The organism is Mesobacillus subterraneus (genome assembly GCF_020524355.2).
GTDB classification, from domain to species: domain Bacteria; phylum Bacillota; class Bacilli; order Bacillales; family Cytobacillaceae; genus Mesobacillus; species Mesobacillus subterraneus_C.
Genome location: NZ_CP129019.1, coordinates 4,743,483 through 4,761,616 on the forward strand (window position 1 = coordinate 4,743,483; position 18,134 = coordinate 4,761,616).

Below are 18,134 nucleotides of genomic sequence, written 5' to 3' on the forward strand. Positions count from 1 at the left end.
TAGAAATCTTGATTGCACCTGCTATAAAGTCAACTTAATGTACATATGCTTGGATTTGAAAATGGAGATGGATGAATAATATGAATTGACCGGGATATGGCTAGGGCTAACTCAAAAAAACGCGGGACAATGGGGGGATTCCCCTATGTCCCGCGTTTTTCATTTTTCCCCTTGATATAGGATTTCAATTCTTCCAATAGTTTAACTTGCTGCTTCTCTTCTATATGAAAATGGATTCCGTAAAAATAGTCATCTAAACGCTTATTCTTCCAGACGATTTCGCCTGGAACGATGAATTGCGTCTCGTTGATGGTGAATCGGACGGAGATTTTTACAGGCGGCCGTGAATCAGGGATGTTTAATGGTGTGGATAGCTTAAGGCCGTTGAGGCTGATATTGATTAAGGAAGATTTCCCTTCCCCAGTTGTAACGGGCTTCCCATCTAGTTCTTGGATTGTAAAAAAAAGAGGGAAGAGGAGTACCGAATGAAAAGCGAAAACTTTCGTTTCGTTTATACCTCATGCGCGCACCTCGAGATTAAGATGAAATTCTATTAACATCTTAATCCTAGTAGATATAGAGTTCAATAGAAGTAACAAAATATTCAATTTAAATTTGAGGCAATTAGGTTCAGCGATAATGAAATAAACAACAAATTATCGCAGGTAGCTAACTATTTTTGTGGTCCTTTTGAACGCGAATCATACTAATTCCTAAAATTGTAGCAGGGAAAAGGGTCAATATGGAACCGATAAAGAATTCATAGGATGTATGAATAGCTTCTGGGTAGGTGAAGGCTGCGTTTTTTATGATTATTACAGAAGCAAATAGTAGTGTAATGATCACCAGAGCTAAAACAGATCCTAAAACATAAGCCCTGGGACTATTCATGGACGGTTCTTCTCCAAAATTATGAAACCGTTTACAAAAATCCAAACCTAAAGAAACATATCGAAAAAGGATAAAATTAATAGTGGTACTGATAAATAAACCAATAATAAGAAAATAAATTCACCGACATCCTTAGATTAAGTAAAACGACTTTCAACTAATTCACTTGATTAGTAGATATTGTTTTAGAACTCTTTTATTTTCTTTGCTTGTGAAAAGGGGGGAATAAGGACAGGGCCAAAAGGCACCATACTAGCAAAAGGGTTAATAACGAAGGAGGAAATAGTTTGAATAAGCCAATTATTATTCTATTAACATTCTTATTAGCATTTCAAAGTTTAGGACTTGCAATTACCCCTACAATCAAACCGCAAGCGGCGACGAATTCAACAAATGAGTCAGATTGGACACTTTTCTGGTCGGATGAGTTTGATGGTACTGAAATTGATAAAACGAAATGGTCACATGACATCGGAAATTGGATTGTCGATGAAAACGGAGATGGAGTAGCTCAAGGTTGGGGAAATAATGAGCTAGAGTATTATACCGACTCTCCTGAAAACTCTTACCTGCAAGATGGCAAGTTAGTAATAGAAGCAAAGAAAGAAGCAACTACTGATGAGTATGGCTCATATGACTATACTTCTGCTAAGCTCAAAACAAAGGGATTGTTCAGCAAAAAGTACGGGAAGTTTGAAGCCAGAATGAAGCTTCCAAGTGGCCAAGGATACTGGCCAGCATTTTGGATGTTACCTGAGAATGATGTGTATGGCGGCTGGGCCGCTTCAGGTGAAATTGACATCATGGAAGCAGCAGGAAAAGACGCAACTGAAATTGGCGGTACCATTCATTATGGTGAGGTGTATCCTAACAATGTCTATAAAGGAAAGCCTTATCATTTCCCTCAAGGAGAGTCTTTTACAGATTTCCATACATATTCAATAGAATGGGAGCCTGGCGAGATTCGCTGGTATGTTGACGGAAATCTCTATCAGACTTCGAATAATTGGTATAGCAAAGATAAAAACAATGCAGAAAAGTACTCTTTCCCTGCCCCATTTGATCAAGAATTCTATCTTGTTTTGAATCTTGCAGTTGGCGGCTGGTATGGTGGCGACCCAGATGCGACAACTACTTTTCCTGGAAAAATGGAAGTAGACTATGTTCGCGTTTATGAATTAACCGGCAGAGACTATCTGACACCAGTAGAACCCGCGGTTGAAAAAGTAACTTTACCTGCTGATGCAAAGATGCCGCAAGCAGATGGCAACCTACTTTATGACAATGATTACACCCATGGGTTTACAGATATTTCAACAGAAGCGCAATCCCTGGATCCCCTCTATTGGAACTTCCTTCACTTGCCAAGCTTTGGCGGGGATGGGGCTATAACGACTGATACTATTAATGGGGATACATTTGCCAAAGTGGATGTGAACAACCAAGGAAATGCTCTTTGGTCCCTGCAAAAGATTCAATTACTTTCGATTGCAACTGGCGGAAAGTACAAAGTGAGCTTTGATGCAAAATCTACTGGCAATCGAAATATGATGGTAAAAGTATCAGGCGGTGCCGATCGAGGCTGGTCAAAATATTCAAGTGAAGAAACCATTGAATTAACTAGCGAACTCAAATCCTACGAATTTTCTTTTGACATGATCCAGGATACGGACTTAGCGGCAAGATTAGAATTCAATATGGGCGCCAACGGGACTAATCCAATTTGGATTGGGAATGTCAGAGTGGAAGAAATTACAGGAACCCAGCAGGATTATTCTTCTAAAGCACCTCTATTAAATGGCAACCATGTTTATAATGGGACATTCGACCAAGGAACAATGGACCGCATGACTTTTTGGAATTTCGTTCAAAATGACGGTTCAGCAACAGGAAATGTTAGTGAAGCAACCAGGGAATTCAAGGCAACGATTGCTGATGGAGGAAGCAGCACCAATGCTATCCAGTTAACGCAGCAGGGTATGAATTTACTTGAAGGAAAGAATTACGAATTGACCTTCAAAGCAAGAGCAGAGGAACCAAGAGATATCCAAGTGGATTTCGTAAGCAAGGATGGAACAGTCGTTTACTCAACAAATACTGTCAACTTATCTCAAGAAACGAACAAGAAAACGATTGAGTTTACAATGCCTGGCGAAGTGACAGACATCCAGGGCCAGTTAGTATTCAACTTAGGTGGAAATAGTTCGGATGTTTATATTGATGATGTGAAGCTGCTGAATCTTTCAGGGGAACTGGTAGTGCCAGAGTTAGTCAATGGTGATTTTAGCAATGGACTAGAACCTTGGTCACAATACATCCACTTTGATGCACAGGCACAAATAACAGAAGCTAACGGTGAAGCTAAAGTAGCGATTACAAATCCTGGTGGAGAAGAGTGGGGCGTTCTTCTTGAGCAAGGTGGCTTGAAGTTTGGCTAGGGACAACAATACACGGTCTCTTTTGACGCAAGATCAACAACCGACCGGCCAATCGTTGTCTCCTTGGAAAATTCAGGATACTACAGATATCTCGATGAGGATATAGAATTAACGAATGAAATGAAAACCTTTACGTATATCATGGAAATGCCAGCGAATGACACACTAAGCCTGAAGTTCCAAATGGGTAAATACGGTTCAGGTGCTCATGATATTTTTATTGATAATGTAAAAATTATCACAGCAGGTGCATCACAACCGGAAGAACCTACAACTCCGGAACCTACACCAGAGCTAGACAACGGTACTTTTGAAGCAGGAATGGACGGTTGGGCATCATGGTGGGGTGACCAATGGAGCGGAGTGGCTGAAGGATCAGCTGATGTGGAAAACGGAGAATTAAAGGTGGACATTACGAAGGTAGGCGGTGCATCATACTCACCACAAATTTTCCAGAAGGGGATTACTTTTGAAAAAGGAAAAACCTATAACGTAACCTTTGATGCACGAGCTAATGACGCTCGTAAAGTCAATGTGAACATCGGAAAAGAATTGACAGAAGATCCTTGGTTCATTCCATATGCGCCAACGCAAACATTTGATTTAACAAACGAAACTCAAACCTTTACCTATTCATTCGAAGTGACCGAAGAAACCTTCAACGATGGAAAAATAGTTTTTGAGCTAGGCAACATTCAAGACGGAAATGCTGCCACAACTGTTTTTCTGGATAATGTATCGATCACACCACAACAGCCGGAACATACACCAGAGCTAGACAACGGTACTTTTGATGCAGGAATAGATGGCTGGGTCTCATGGTGGGGTGACCAATGGAGCGGAGTGGCTGAAGGATCAGCTGATGTGGAAAACGGAGAATTAAAGGTGGACATTACGAAGGTAGGCGGTGCATCTTACTCACCACAAATTTTTCAGAAGGGGATTACTTTTGAAAAAGGAAAAACCTATAAGGTTACGTTTAATGCAAGAGCTAATGACGCTCGTAAAGTCAATGTGAACATCGGAAAAGAACTGACAGAAGACCCTTGGTTCATTCCATATGCACCAACGCAAACATTTGATTTAACAAAGCAAATGCAAACCTTTACCTATTCATTTGAAATGACCGAAGAAAGCTTCAACGATGGAAAAATAGTCTTTGAGCTAGGTAACATCCAAGACGGAAATGCTGCCACAACTGCTTTTCTGGATAATGTAGCGATTACAGTGGATGATTCCGGAAGTGACCAGCCTGGAGACAATGAAGGAGACGATCCAACAACCGATCAGCCTGGAGACAACGATGGTGAAGATCCAACAACTGATCAGCCTGGTGATAATGATGGTGACGACCCAACAACCAATCAGCCTGGAGACAATGATGGCGAAGACCAAACAACCGACCAGCCTGGAGACAATGATGGAGACGACCCAACAACCGATCAGCCTGGAGACAATGAAGGAGACGACCTGACAACCGACCAGCCTGGAGACAATGATGGTGAGGGCAACCCTTTACCTAATACAGCTTCAAATATATACAATATACTTTTACTAGGCTTACTCTTAATAGCAGCAGGTACAGCATTCTACTTCTTCAATAAGAAAAAGAAAGAACTAACAGAGTAGTTTAGAAGAAACACGAGACGGTTGCTGAGCCTCATTCTTGAAGCGATATAGCATTCCAACTAGTTAAAAGATCGCTGCTAAAAGAGCCTTATCCACAAAAGGATAAGGCTCTTATAATTATGATAGGACAATCGCTGTGTTGTTTTATGCCCTCTGAAGCTCATGGTACTCAATTTATTTTAGCACATGATTAAACAGCGCTTCATTGTCGATAGGTCTCTATACGGAATTTTTCGTTACGCATTTGTGCAATTGGAGGCAAGAATTGATCGTTACTAAGATTAAGGAATATTATAGAAGTTTGCAAAGTTTGCATTGACCTCTAATAATTTTTCTAAACCCCTATTTCTAAAGTTCTTGATAGTGTTAGCTGGAAAATCCATTATTACATTTTTACCGAACATTAAACGCTTATAAACATGCTTATTCGCCAACCGCTTGAGTATTGGATGGGGGCTAGGGCTAAGCTGTGAAATAAAGGAGTATCGAAGGGTACGTCCTATGCTTTTCAAAATGGTAAATACCTACTATATTTTTGGGACAAGAGAACCGTGCTGTGCACCTATGTCTTATTACAGCATAGTACAGACAATAAAAAAACACGGTATAGAATCAACGTATTTTTTACGTTTTATTAGGAAGCTAGGTGTGTGCCATACACAAAAAGTTTCAATATTTCACCAGAGTTGTTTTTGGTGAATGATATATACTTCCCTTTATCAATAGATCTTTCGAATAATACAGCTCCATTAGTGCTGACAAATTTTACATTTTCAACCGCCGCGCAGTTAGAGTTATATAACTTTACTGTTCTGCTTTAGCTTGGCTTGTTACTACACTATAGACTAATTCCTTGTCATAGTAACTTTCATCTTTAAAAGAGAACCGTCCATACGTCCTGTTTCTTCACAATCTTTTCACTTTACTCCATTGAAGTTTATAAATAAATATTGTAAGATTGAGAGGAAAATAATTTTTGCAAGCGTTTGCATTAAAGGTTCTAAATTTTTTGACCATTTGTGCAAACGATTTCATTGGTGGAGTACTAGATTGATCCTTATCATCTATTACTCTATTAACATATTACATAGGAGGTAGAAAGGTTTATGAGAAAGAACAATAAGCGCAATTTCTCGATCTTCATGACTGCGATCATGCTGTTGAGCTTATGGCTGCCATTTGTGCCTGCTCCTCAAGCATTTGCAGAAAGTTCATCTGCAACGGAAGATTCTGTTGCAGCGAGTGAACGCAAAGTTCGCTTTACTTATATTCGTGAGGATCAAAACTTTGGCGAGTGGAATATTTGGACATGGAACACTGGTGTGAATGATGGCAAGGTAGATTTCACAATCAAGGAAGGTAGCAAAGCGGTAGCAGAAATCCCAATTGGTCCAGATGCCGCTCAAATGGGTTTTGTCCTTCGCAGCAACTATGATTGGGATACTGCCGAAAAAGAATTTGGAGACCGTTTTATCACACTAAGCAAAAATGACTCCATCACAAAAGCATTCATCACTAGCGGTGTAGAACAAATCCGCATCGTCCCTGATGGATCAGCCCCTAAAATTGACCAGGGAAATGCGACGTTCTTCTATCGTGACAAAGAGCTTTTTGCTAACGACGCAATGGACACGATTGAAAAAGTAGAATTGAAGTTTAACGATGAAACCATTCCAATGACGTATGAGTCCGAGAATGAGAGATTCACAGCTACTTACGAAAGTATTCCTAATGGCACAACTCCTTACACATATGTTGTGACCATGAAGGACGGCACTACAACTGAAGTGAAAGACCCATACAATCCGACTTCAGAAATCGTCTTCCAAAAGGGTGAACTGACTGTTTCAGGCACAATCGCACCAGCTGCGATCGATTACAACCAAAACGCAGTATTATCTCTTGATGTACAAGGTTTGACTGATGAACTTTCCATCAGCTCAATGACAGCTGATATTTCAGCACTTGGCGGATCCAAGCAGCTTGAAATTGACCCTGCCTTAAAAGAAGTGACAATCGCAGTGGATGACAATATCCCAGCTGGAACAAAAGAAATTCCACTAACTGTTGTAGACTCTTTTGGAAACCCTTACAACGGTACTGCTACTGTAGAAGTTAAAACAAGACAAGCTGTCGGCGAAAATGATTTTGACTGGGATGAGTCAATCATTTACTTCATGCTTACAGACCGTTTCTTTGACGGTGATGAAACAAACAATGATCCATACAACCAGAATTATGATGCGAAAAATGACCGCGGTACGTATCAGGGCGGTGATTTTAAAGGGATCACAGAGAAATTAGATTACCTTGATGATCTAGGTGTAAACACAATCTGGATCAGCCCTGTTGTAGAAAACATCAAGCATGATGTGCGCTACGACAATGAAGAAGGCCACTCTTACTATGCTTACCACGGCTATTGGGCTAGTAATTTTGGCAAGTTGAACCCTCATTTCGGTTCAATGGAAGATTTCCATACCCTGATTGACGCTGCACATGAGCGCGGCATCAAAATCATGGTCGATGTGGTCCTGAACCACACAGGTTATGGTTTGAAGGATATTGATGACCAGGTGACAAACCCTCCTGCCGGCTATCCGACAGATGAAGAAAGAGCTACATTCAGCAGCCTGCTTCGCCAGGGAAATGTAGGAACAGATGAGGTTCGCGGTGAACTGGCTGGACTTCCAGATTTCAAGACAGAAGACCCGGCAGTTCGCGATGCGATTGTTCAATGGCAGACTGACTGGATCGAAAAAGCAAAAACAGCAAAAGGCAACACAATCGACTACTTCCGTGTAGACACTGTCAAGCACGTCGAAGATGCAACATGGATGGCGTTCAAGAACGCAATCACTGAAAAAATGCCTGGAACATAAGATGATCGGCGAAACTTGGGGAGCTAGTGCCGGAAACGACTCTGGATACCTTGAGTCAGGAATGATGGACTCCCTGCTTGACTTTGATTTTAAAAATATCGCGAAAAACTTTGCGAACGGAAAGCTTAAACAAGCAAACGATGCGCTGATTTCCCGCAACGGAAAAATCGATAACACAGCTACACTAGGCCAGTTCCTTGGCAGCCATGATGAAGATGGATTCCTGCATGCTGTCGGCAATGACGAAGGCAAGCTTAAGATTGCCGCTTCCCTGCAGGCAACGGCAAAAGGCCAACCAGTCATTTATTACGGTGAAGAGCTTGGCCAAACAGGAGCGAATAACTATCCGCAATACGATAACCGTTATGACCTTGCCTGGAATGAGGTAGAAGGCAATGACATTCTTGACCACTATAAGAAAATCTTGAATTTCCGAGGCGATCACTCTAAGGTTTTCGCTAAAGGTGAACGCACGACAATCGGCGGCACAGACGCTGATAAGTTCATGGTTTTTGCTAGAACATACGGTAATGAAGCTGCATATGTCGGCTTGAATGTTGCTGACACAGCAAAAGAAGTGAAATTGAAAGTTGATGCCGGAGCGGTTGTTACAGACCATTACTCTAGCAAAACTTACACTGCTTCAGAAGTGGGAGAAGTTATTTTACCAATCCCTGCAAAAGCTGATGGCGGTACGGTTTTACTGTCAGTTGAAAATGGAGCGATTACGGCGGCTGAAGCTGCGGGTACAAAAAATGGCGGCGGAGAGGGAACTGTTGATCCAATCCCTGATAACCATGTGCGTATCCACTATAAACGCGATGACAACAACTATGAAAACTTCGGTGCATGGCTGTGGAATGATGTAGCATCCCCTTCAGCTGGATGGCCGACTGGCGCTACAATGTTTGAAAAGAAAGACAGCTATGGCGCTTATATCGATGTAGAACTTATTGAGGGCGCGAAGAACATAGGATTCCTCGTTATGGACATTACCAAAGGGGATTCGGGTAAAGATGGCGGAGACAAAGGCTTTACAATCACGTCACCTGAGATGAATGAAATTTTTATCAAACAAGGTGATGACAAGGTTTATAAATATGAACCAGTCAACCTTCCTGAAAATACAGTCCGTGTTCACTATGTACGGGACAATGCTGACTACGAAGATTTTGGGCTTTGGAACTGGGGCGATGTAGCAGCACCTTCTGATGGTTGACCGACTGGTGCAGCATCATTCTCGGAAACTGACCGTTATGGTGCTTATGTGGACATCCAGTTGAAGGAAAATGCGAAAGAAATCGGCATGATCACGCTAAATAAGTCTACTGGAGATAAGGATGGCGAGAACAAGACCTTCAATCTCCTCGACAAGTACAACCATGTTTGGGTAAAACAAGGCGATGACAATGTCTACGTTTCTCCATACTGGGAACAGGCGACAGGTCTTGTATCTGCAGAAGTTCTTAATGGAAATACCATTCTATTAGGCTTCACGATGACTGACGGCCTTACAGCGGATGCACTAAAAGATGCTCTTGCAATCACGGATGCAGACGGTGCTGAAGTGACAATTGAAGGCGTCGAAATCACGGGGGCTACCTCTGTAAAAGTTACAGCGGAATTCGCTTTAGACAAGCTTCCATTGTCCGTCACATATGCAGGCAGAACAGTTTCCGCTGCTTCAGGCTGGAGAATGCTTGATGATATGTATGCTTATGATGGAAATGACCTTGGTGCAACTTACAAGGATGGCGGAGCAACATTAAAGCTATGGGCTCCAAAGGCAAGCAAGGTTGTCGCAAACTTCTTTGATAAAGATGATGCAGCTGAAAAAATCGGCAGCATTGAATTGGAGAAAGGCGACAAGGGAGTCTGGTCTGTTGAGGCAACTCCTGGAGACCTTAACGTTACTGATCTTGAGGGTTATTTTTACCAGTATGATGTAACCAATGACGGAGTGACTCGTCAGGTTCTTGACCCTTATGCAAAATCAATGGCAGCTTTCACGGTTAATACGGAAGGTGAAGCTGGTCCAGACGGCGACACTGTTGGCAAGGCAGCAATCATTGACCTTAGCGATACAGACCCTGAAGGATTCAGCCACGCGAACATCGATGGCTATGAAAAGCGCGAAGATGCAGTCATCTATGAGGTTCATGTACGTGACTTCACTTCTGACCCATCGATCGAAGGCGATTTGAACGCAAGATGGGGTTCTTACGAAGCGTTTGCTGACAAGCTTGATTACATTAAGTCTCTTGGCGTGACACATGTCCAACTGCTTCCTGTCATGGCTTGGTATTATGGCGACGAAACAAAGATGGGCCAAAGAGAGCTTGATTACTCTGCGGGCGGAAACGAGTACAACTGGGGCTATGACCCGCACAGCTACTTCTCGCCGGATGGCGCATATTCAGAAGATGCGACTGATCCTGAATTACGCGTAAAAGAATTGAAAGAAATGATCGATGCAATCCATGATGCTGGAATGGGTGTTGTCCTTGACGTTGTTTACACTCATATGGCAAAAGCCAGCCAGCTGAATGATATTGTTCCAAATTACTATGCGTTCCAGGACGCTCAAGGTAATTTCCTTGGCGGCTTCGGAAACAACCTGGCGACAAGCCATACAATGGCTGAAAAGCTGATGGTAGATTCAGTGAAATACTGGTTCGAAGAGTACAAGATTGACGGTATGCGCTTCGACATGATGGGTGACGCAACCTATCCATCTGTTCAAAACGCATATGACGCAGCAGCGGCTGTAAATCCTGATGCATTGTTCATCGGTGAAGGCTGGAGAACATTCGCAGGCCACATCGCTGAGCCAGAGCTAGCGGGCATGGGCGCTGATCAGGATTGGATGAACAAAACAGATGACGTTGGCGTATTCTCTGACGAAATCCGTAACGAACTGAAATCTGGCTTCGGTTCTGAAGGTGAACCTCGTTTCATCACAGGCGGAGCAAGAGATATCAACACAATCTTCAAGAACATCAAAGGTCAGCCAGGCAATACTGCTTGGGACGATCCAGGCGATATGGTCCAGTACATCGCAGCGCATGATAATCTGCCGCTTCACGATGTCATTGCCCAATCGATCAAAAAGGATCCGTCAGTACCAGAAAATGAGTTGGAAATCCATAAGCGTATTCGCATTGGAAACTCCATTATTTTAACATCCCAGGGAACAGCATTCCTCCACGCAGGCCAGGAATATGGCAGAACGAAGCAGTGGAAAGGCAAAGGCGTTCCAGAACAGAAGTACCACGAACTGAAGGATGAGAAAGGAAAATCATTCGGATACTTCATTCATGACTCGTATGATTCTTCCGATGCGATCAATATGTTCGATTGGGAAAAAGCAACAAACAAAGAAGAATTCGAAGTGAATACAACAACGCAAGCCTTTACAAAAGGTTTGATTGAGTTAAGGAAGTCAACAAACGCTTTCCGCCTCGGCGAGAGTGATTTGGTTGACCAAAACGTTACATTGCTTGATATCCCTGAAATCAAGGATACAGACCTTGTCATCGCATACGAAAACGTATCGACTGACAAGACAGGCAACTACTATGTATTCGTCAACGCTGACACGAAAGCACGTACATTGACGCTGGGCGATTACAACTTCGCTGGCGGCAAGGTACTTGTAGATAGCGACGAGGCTGGTATGAAGCCTGTTTCAAAAAGATCTGGATTCAAATTAACAAACGACACTTTGTCAATCGATCCATTGACTACAGTCGTAATTAAGTTGGATAGAAAAGCAACAGAGGCACCAGGTGAAAACCCTGGAATTCCAAACACTCCTGGACTACCTGGTCTGCCAGGACTTCCGGGTGGTGAAAAGCCTGATAAAAAATTTGTTGAAGTAAAGCCTGAAACGAAAAATGGTGTCGCAAAGATTGAAAATACAGTCATGAATAATCTGGAAAAAGATGCATCTCTCATTGTGAACCTTGAAAAACAGGTACAATTTGAAGTGGAACTGACAAAAGAACAAATTAAAATGTTAAAAGAAAAAGGCAATACCATCATTATCAAGAACAATGATGCAGAACTGCATATCCCTGCTTCCGTTCTTCCGGATGAGGATATATCCATCAAGGTGAAGAGGTTGAAAGATATCCAGTCTGCAGTGAGTGCTGTTTATGACTTCACCATTACTGGAAACGGGAAGGTGTATCATCAATTTGACCAGCCGTTGACAGTCAAATTTAAAGTCGATAGCAGAGAAGTCAAAAACCAAAAAGATGTTAAAGTATATTACTACAATGAAGTGAAGAAAGAGTGGGAACTGGTTGGCGGAAAGTACAAAGATGGTCATGCTGTTGCAACAACTAACCACCTGAGTACTTACGCAGCTTTGGAAATAGTATCTTCAGATGACATCTCAAAGATTTCACAACCAGAAGAAGGCTATGAACTTCCAGACACAGCAACGAACAGTTACAACCTATTCCTTTTAGGATTGCTGCTGATTGCTTCCAGCGGTACAGTTTTATTCCTGAAGCGCAGAAAAGGTTCTCACTATTAGCGTAGGAAAGAGGAAAATGGGGAACTTCTTTAAGCGGAAGTTTACCATAAAAGATGCACGATTGAAATAAAGCCGGTTCCTAATGGAACCGGCTTTATTTCATCTGTCTTTTAATAGATATTTGGCTAAGTATTTGCCCATAGATCATTTCCTTTTTGATTTTAAATATAGTAGTTAGTCAGAAAGGACTATAACTTGTTCGAATTTATTGGTGGCCAGTCCACCCGGTGGTAGCACGTGGAGTTCATACAACAGGCTCATAAAGGGACCACTAAAAAGAAGAATCTACCACCACAAGGAAGCACAAAAGAGATTGCGAAGTTTATCGACCTAACAGAAGGAGAAATCAAAAAGACACAAAAATAAATATTCTGAGAGAAACTGAGAAGCGCGATGAACTTTGTTTCTTTTTTTATTGACAGGTCCCTAGCACTCCTCGAATAATGTCGAATGTCTTTTCGTGGTTATTTATTACCTTTTTTTGGTTTTTAAAAGGTAATGTTTTACATTTTTATTCGTATTATCTATAATATTTTGAAAGGACTATATTCCAGGGAGGTGGTTAGTTTGTCTTCGATAAAAATCCATCTGGAGCATGTCAGGAGTACTAATAATGGCTTAGTACGGCAAATAAACGGACTAGATAATATTGGAGGAGGGTTGATATCTTTAAAAAATTCTATCGACCACAGAATAAAAAACCGCCAACAGATTGAAGCCAGGCTTACAAAAGCGGTAAGCAAGGGAAATACAATTCAACATGAATTATCAGGACTAAAGTCTTTTGTAGAGATTTCTATGGGGAAATATACTAATGCTGAGAGAAGGATTAATTCACATCATGTGAGTGAAATTGCTGCAAAAACTAGCGGGAAAGACAGCAAACAAAAGAAAGTCATAGAAGATTCAATTTTTGAATTTCTTGAAAAGTATGGAAATACTGCAGTGTTTACTCAAAGTGCTATTGCATCCGCACTTATTTTAGGAAAACAAATCCGCATCCAAAAAAAGAAAGACCATCCTGGAAGAGCGGTAATCCATACGGCTAAGTGGATAAAGGGCAAGGGAAACAATGAGTTTTTAAAAACATTAGCAAGAAGAATGGATCAGACCCTTCGAGATCCAGGCATGTTAATGAAGGGGTTGAAAACCGCGGACAGTCTTTTAGAGAAGATGACAAGAGCACAGTTGATCGGTATTTCAAAAGCAAAGAGTTTTCCGCACTTCTTGAAGACAGTCATTACGGGTATAGATGACGGAGTCCATGGTATCGCAACGTCAAAAATTCCCAGGATGATTGCGAAAAGGGTGTATGCTATTGATGTAGTCTTTAATACTGCCGAGGAAGGTGTAGGTGTATATAGGGAACATCAAAAAGGTACGTTAGATGGCAAGGATATAGCAGTGGCGGCTTCTAACGTAATCATTAAATCCAGTGCAAGCTGCAGGTGCAATCATAGGAGGCACTCTGGGTGCTTTACTCGGCCCTGGTGGTGCAGCAGTTGGATCATTTATAGGTGGATCTGGTGGTGTTTGGCTCGGGGATAAGGTAGCAGGTTTTTCAGAAAAGATTATTCGCCAAGGACCTGGTGAAGCAATAAAGGATGTTGGCAACAGCGTCAATAAACAATTGAATAAGGGTTTCAATTAGGCAAAGGATTTGTTCAAATGACCATGGGGGAATGAGCTAATGAAGCGACAGGAATTTATACTATCATCAGAGGAACTTAGTTTTGCTCTGGCATTCTGCCAGTATGACGGACTTGCATCTTCCATCTTAAAGGAAAGTGTGGGGGACGTAACAGAAGAAGGTATTGAACTGATTTTCCAAACGGCTTCCAGGAGTTTATTTACCAAAGGAATATTGCTGAACCTTGATGAAGGGAAACCAAATAAGGCATTTGATGAAGGTTTTAGCGAAATTTTACAGGATATGGCGACATCCAATAATATGTTCCGGGCTTACAACGAAAATGAAAATGGCTAATTTGTTCTTACTGCCCATAGCAGCAGAAATGGACTAATCTTTCACTTAGTCTCAAATCAAATTGTTCACGTTTTAAGTGAACTGAACCAGGGGGAATTAATAGAGGAAATTACAGCTTTTTTTCAGCCGGAATTTAAAAACTGGGATTCGTTGCAATTTTCAGTTAAGGAAAACAACTTTGAAGAGTTCATGGAATCCGTCAAGTTAAAGAAACCGATTAACCTTGACGAGACTGCCGATCAATTCGTGAATGATTTTCATAAGAATAAGGGGAATATCGTTAACTTTTCTTTGATTCGTACAGAGGATGAAGGACTCCCGCACTTCCTCGATGTTGTAATGCTGCTTGTTGGGAAAGATCGAATATGGGCGATTATGGAAGAGACGGTTGAAAGGGAAAAAAACATTATCTTTAAAACTCTTCATAAAATAGAATGGCAACAATTATTGGAATCAGTCTTATCTCAATTGGCAACCAGTAAAATATCTTGAAAGTATTAGGTGAAAATATGAATATAGTAAAATATCGGACCTCAACCATTATTGGACGCTTATTGGTTTGTGCACTCTTTATCTTTTCTGGATTGGCCCTGATTCTCGCAAGCATCTATTTGGAAGCTCCTACTGTCAGAAAAGTATTTTCTGTTGCTGCAGGTATTCTCGGAATATTGTTTTTTGGCAGAATGGCAATAATGCTTATCTTCCTTTTATTCAATAATAAAAAGATGTTCGGCTACGACCGGGAAAACATCACAGTCAGGGACAAGACATTCAAGTTAGATTCCGTTAAAAATGTTGAAGAACAGAATGATATCAAAACTGGATACTTAGGAATAAGGACTCCTGCATTTGTACTGAATATAAAGAGCGGGGAATCTATTTACATACCAACTTACTATGTGGTTTCAAAGAAAGATTATCCAATAATCCACAAAACATTAAAGGCAATTGTCAGCGATCGGAAAAAGAGATAAACAGAAAGCACAGGAACTGTTATTTTTGTTATTTAAAAAACATGTAATATTGTGTAACGGAAGAAACGTATCCCGGTTCCTGCACTAAACCAATCCCTCTTTCAATGAGGGCTTTTTATTGTTTTTCACAAGCTGGATTCTTTATTTATAAGTATTAGAAGTTGTTGATTACATGCAGAACGCCCATGTTTTCTAGTTAGATTGATAGCGGACATAGATTGTATGTTCCGAATACTATAATGTCATGCTGCTTTGGGTGAAATTTCTGAAATGATAGGATGAAACCAGAATGGCTCAATGGAGTAATTTAAGCGCTTTTCGAAATATGGTAGATTAAAGAAAATTTTTTTGTTCCGACAAAATTCGACTAATATGAAGTGTCATTTCCTATATATTATTTTTAGCAATTTACTTTAGGTGAACCGTTGGTACAGTTCAACTCGCGGTTTAAACAAATGGGGGCAAACTTGTGAAAAGAAGTCTTTTATTTTTAGTCGCTTTTGTTTTGTTGTCAAGCTCTTTAATCTCCAGTCCAGCATCAGCTAACAATGGTTACGCAGAAAAGACATTGAAGTTTCAAAATGATGAAGACTTCCAATATATTCAAGAACAGGAACCGAATGATTCTTTTAACGAAGCGAATGTAATCTCGCTTGAGGACGAGGTCACTGGAACGATGAGTTATTTAAATCGGGATATGTACAAGATTACCATTCCGAAAAAAGGTGGTTTTTTTCTTTACGGAGAAGTGCTGGAAGCTTTCACTAGTGTGACTGGTGAAATCAGTATTGTAATTTATAAGGAACACTCAGATGGAACCAGGGAGGACTTACCTGAGGTGCGCAGTTCTATTGATAATGCAGGTGGATTTTATGCCGAGGCTATTTTAGAACCTGGTACTTACATTTTGCAGTTATCAGACAACTACGATACAACAAGAGGCGAACAATACAGGTTCTCAACAATGATGATGGAACCTGGTATTGATAGAATTGCTGGTAGTGATAGATATGAAACTGCAGTGAATGTTGCTTATGAAGGCTGGTTTGGTAGTGGTGCCAGTGAAATTGTATTAGCGACGGGTACAGACTTCCCGGATGCATTAGCGGCAGCGCCGTTAGCCTACTATTTAGATGCACCTATTTTGCTCACACCAAAGAATTCAATGCCTAATTCTGTTATTGAAGCAATTCATGATTTAGGTGTAGAAAAGGTAACAATCATTGGCGGTACTGGAGTGGTATCCCGGGCGATTGAAGATTATCTCAACGATAAACTTAGAGTAACAGTTGAAAGGATTGCGGGAAGCACCAGGTATGAAACTGCTGTGGGGATTGCAAAAAAACTGCCACTTCAAGAAAACTCTATTGTGGTTTCAGGACAAAATTATCCTGATGCACTATCTGTTGGGTCATATGCCGCTATTAGTGGAACCCCAATCCTGTTGACTGAGGCAAATAAGCTTCCTGTTGCAACGGCAGCTGAAGCAAAGAAATATAAAAATACATTTGTTATTGGCGGGACAGGGGCAGTGTCAGAAAATGTATATAACCAATTGCCTGACCCTTATCGAATCAGTGGACAAAACCGTTACGAAACATCGGCGAATGTAACAAAATACTTCTTTGGAGCAGGAATTGATTCTTCCTTCGTTACCACAGGTACAAACTTTGCGGATGCACTAGCAGGGTCAGTCCTTGCAGGATATTATGTCGAACCAATTGTTTTAACAACTCCAAAGACCCTTCATCCAGCGGCAAAAGAGCTCTTTGTAGATGAAGATGTTTTATGGTACACCATTATTGGCGGAACAGGGGCAGTGAGTCCGGTTGTTGAAGATGAGCTTTGGTCAATTATTTATCAATAGCAAATAAAAGAATCATAGGGACAATTGTCCCTATGATTTTGTCATTTCCAGCTGTGTTTTAAGCTCACTTTGGATTCTTTGTTTTTCCTCCTCCGCCACAACTTGATAATAGATATCATCAATGATCTTTCCTTTTCCATGGAACTGTATTTGCTGAAGGAGGGATGACCTTATTCACTCTGTATTACGGAAGTGAAAGGAGGGATAAAAAGGGACAGTTCAGGGTTTTTAATAATTTGAGGACATTTTTTAATATTAAGACAAAAGAACTATCACCATTTTTCACCAAAAAAGGCAGGAGATTATCAGAAATTGTCGAAGAAATTAAGGAGTAGTGATAAAGTAATGGTTAAAAAGTCTTAGGGTGGGATTATTTATATGGCATTTTATTCACAGTATGTTTCTGTAGAGAAGATGAATTTAATAAAAAGAGAGGTTACTAGAGCTGGTCAAGAGATGCAATCATACAGGCCTGGTGAGCCATTTACACAGCTTGAGATGGCCTTTGGCTACGCGGCATTCATGAAGTGGCTGGCGCTAGCGCTTCAAAAACAGCAAAACAACTCTTCGGATTTTTATGAGTTTTATGAAGGATGCAACCATAGTGCAAGAGAAATAGCAACTCAATTCATGGAGCTTGCTTACCAGGATGCAGGTGTGAATCGGGCATTACGTCATCACTATGGAAGCTTGGATGGCCGAAATGAGTTGAGGTTGGCTGGACAGGGATTATCAGCATCATTTAATCCCGAATGGAATGGCTCGTTAACAAGGGCGGTCATTATGATTTGTAGGCAACTTGCTTATTTTTATACTGGAGTTTTGGGTGATACTTTTGACCTTGCAGGAAAAGGGATTTCCTGGAATGAATTAAATGATGCTTCTTCTATCTGGCTTAGTGAGGTTTTAAATTAAAAATTTCC

At 41.0% G+C, this 18,134-nt stretch carries 10 protein-coding genes and 1 pseudogene; 10 read left to right on the forward strand and 1 reads right to left on the reverse strand.

Translation table 11 applies throughout. The features are described 5' to 3' along the window. Window positions 1–143: 143 nt before the first annotated feature. Entirely contained in the window at window positions 144–515 is a 372-nt protein-coding gene (locus LC048_RS25240) for a PilZ domain-containing protein (protein WP_371932087.1), read from the reverse strand. Window positions 516–1,178: 663 nt separating this feature from the next. Between LC048_RS25240 and LC048_RS24695 the strand changes: the two genes are divergently transcribed. From LC048_RS24695 to LC048_RS24745, 10 genes and pseudogenes are all read left to right on the forward strand, one after another. Further along, complete coding sequence (locus tag LC048_RS24695; RefSeq protein WP_306049075.1) at window positions 1,179–3,329, forward strand: family 16 glycosylhydrolase; 2,151 nt, start codon at window positions 1,179–1,181, stop codon at window positions 3,327–3,329. A 63-nt stretch (window positions 3,330–3,392) separates the two neighbouring features. Next, window positions 3,393–4,958 carry a carbohydrate binding domain-containing protein gene (locus LC048_RS24700; RefSeq protein WP_306049077.1) on the forward strand — a complete coding sequence of 522 codons (1,566 nt, stop codon included), beginning with the start codon at window positions 3,393–3,395 and terminating at the stop codon, window positions 4,956–4,958. 1,106 nt (window positions 4,959–6,064) lie between these two features. Further along, a pseudogene (locus LC048_RS25275) lies at window positions 6,065–11,627 on the forward strand (pullulanase); the annotation flags it as partial. A gap of 228 nt (window positions 11,628–11,855) precedes the next feature. Beyond that, entirely contained in the window at window positions 11,856–12,383 is a 528-nt protein-coding gene (locus tag LC048_RS25280; protein ID WP_443137083.1) for an LPXTG cell wall anchor domain-containing protein, read from the forward strand. 567 nt (window positions 12,384–12,950) lie between these two features. Next, on the forward strand, window positions 12,951–13,931 hold the full coding sequence (locus tag LC048_RS24720; protein ID WP_306049080.1) for a hypothetical protein: 981 nt from the start codon (window positions 12,951–12,953) through the stop codon (window positions 13,929–13,931). 142 nt (window positions 13,932–14,073) lie between these two features. Next, entirely contained in the window at window positions 14,074–14,370 is a 297-nt protein-coding gene (locus LC048_RS24725; RefSeq protein ID WP_306049081.1) for a hypothetical protein, read from the forward strand. 150 nt (window positions 14,371–14,520) lie between these two features. Beyond that, complete coding sequence (locus LC048_RS24730; protein WP_306049082.1) at window positions 14,521–14,862, forward strand: hypothetical protein; 342 nt, start codon at window positions 14,521–14,523, stop codon at window positions 14,860–14,862. A gap of 17 nt (window positions 14,863–14,879) precedes the next feature. Beyond that, on the forward strand, window positions 14,880–15,344 hold the full coding sequence (locus LC048_RS24735) for a DUF5381 family protein (RefSeq protein WP_226604993.1): 465 nt from the start codon (window positions 14,880–14,882) through the stop codon (window positions 15,342–15,344). 469 nt (window positions 15,345–15,813) lie between these two features. Further along, the gene (locus LC048_RS24740) at window positions 15,814–17,211 is read left to right on the forward strand and encodes a cell wall-binding repeat-containing protein (protein WP_226604990.1); all 1,398 of its coding nucleotides are present in this window, start codon (window positions 15,814–15,816) and stop codon (window positions 17,209–17,211) included. A 378-nt stretch (window positions 17,212–17,589) separates the two neighbouring features. Continuing rightward, window positions 17,590–18,126, forward strand: a complete 537-nt coding sequence (locus tag LC048_RS24745) for a hypothetical protein (protein ID WP_226604987.1) — start codon at window positions 17,590–17,592, stop codon at window positions 18,124–18,126. Window positions 18,127–18,134 lie beyond the last annotated feature (8 nt).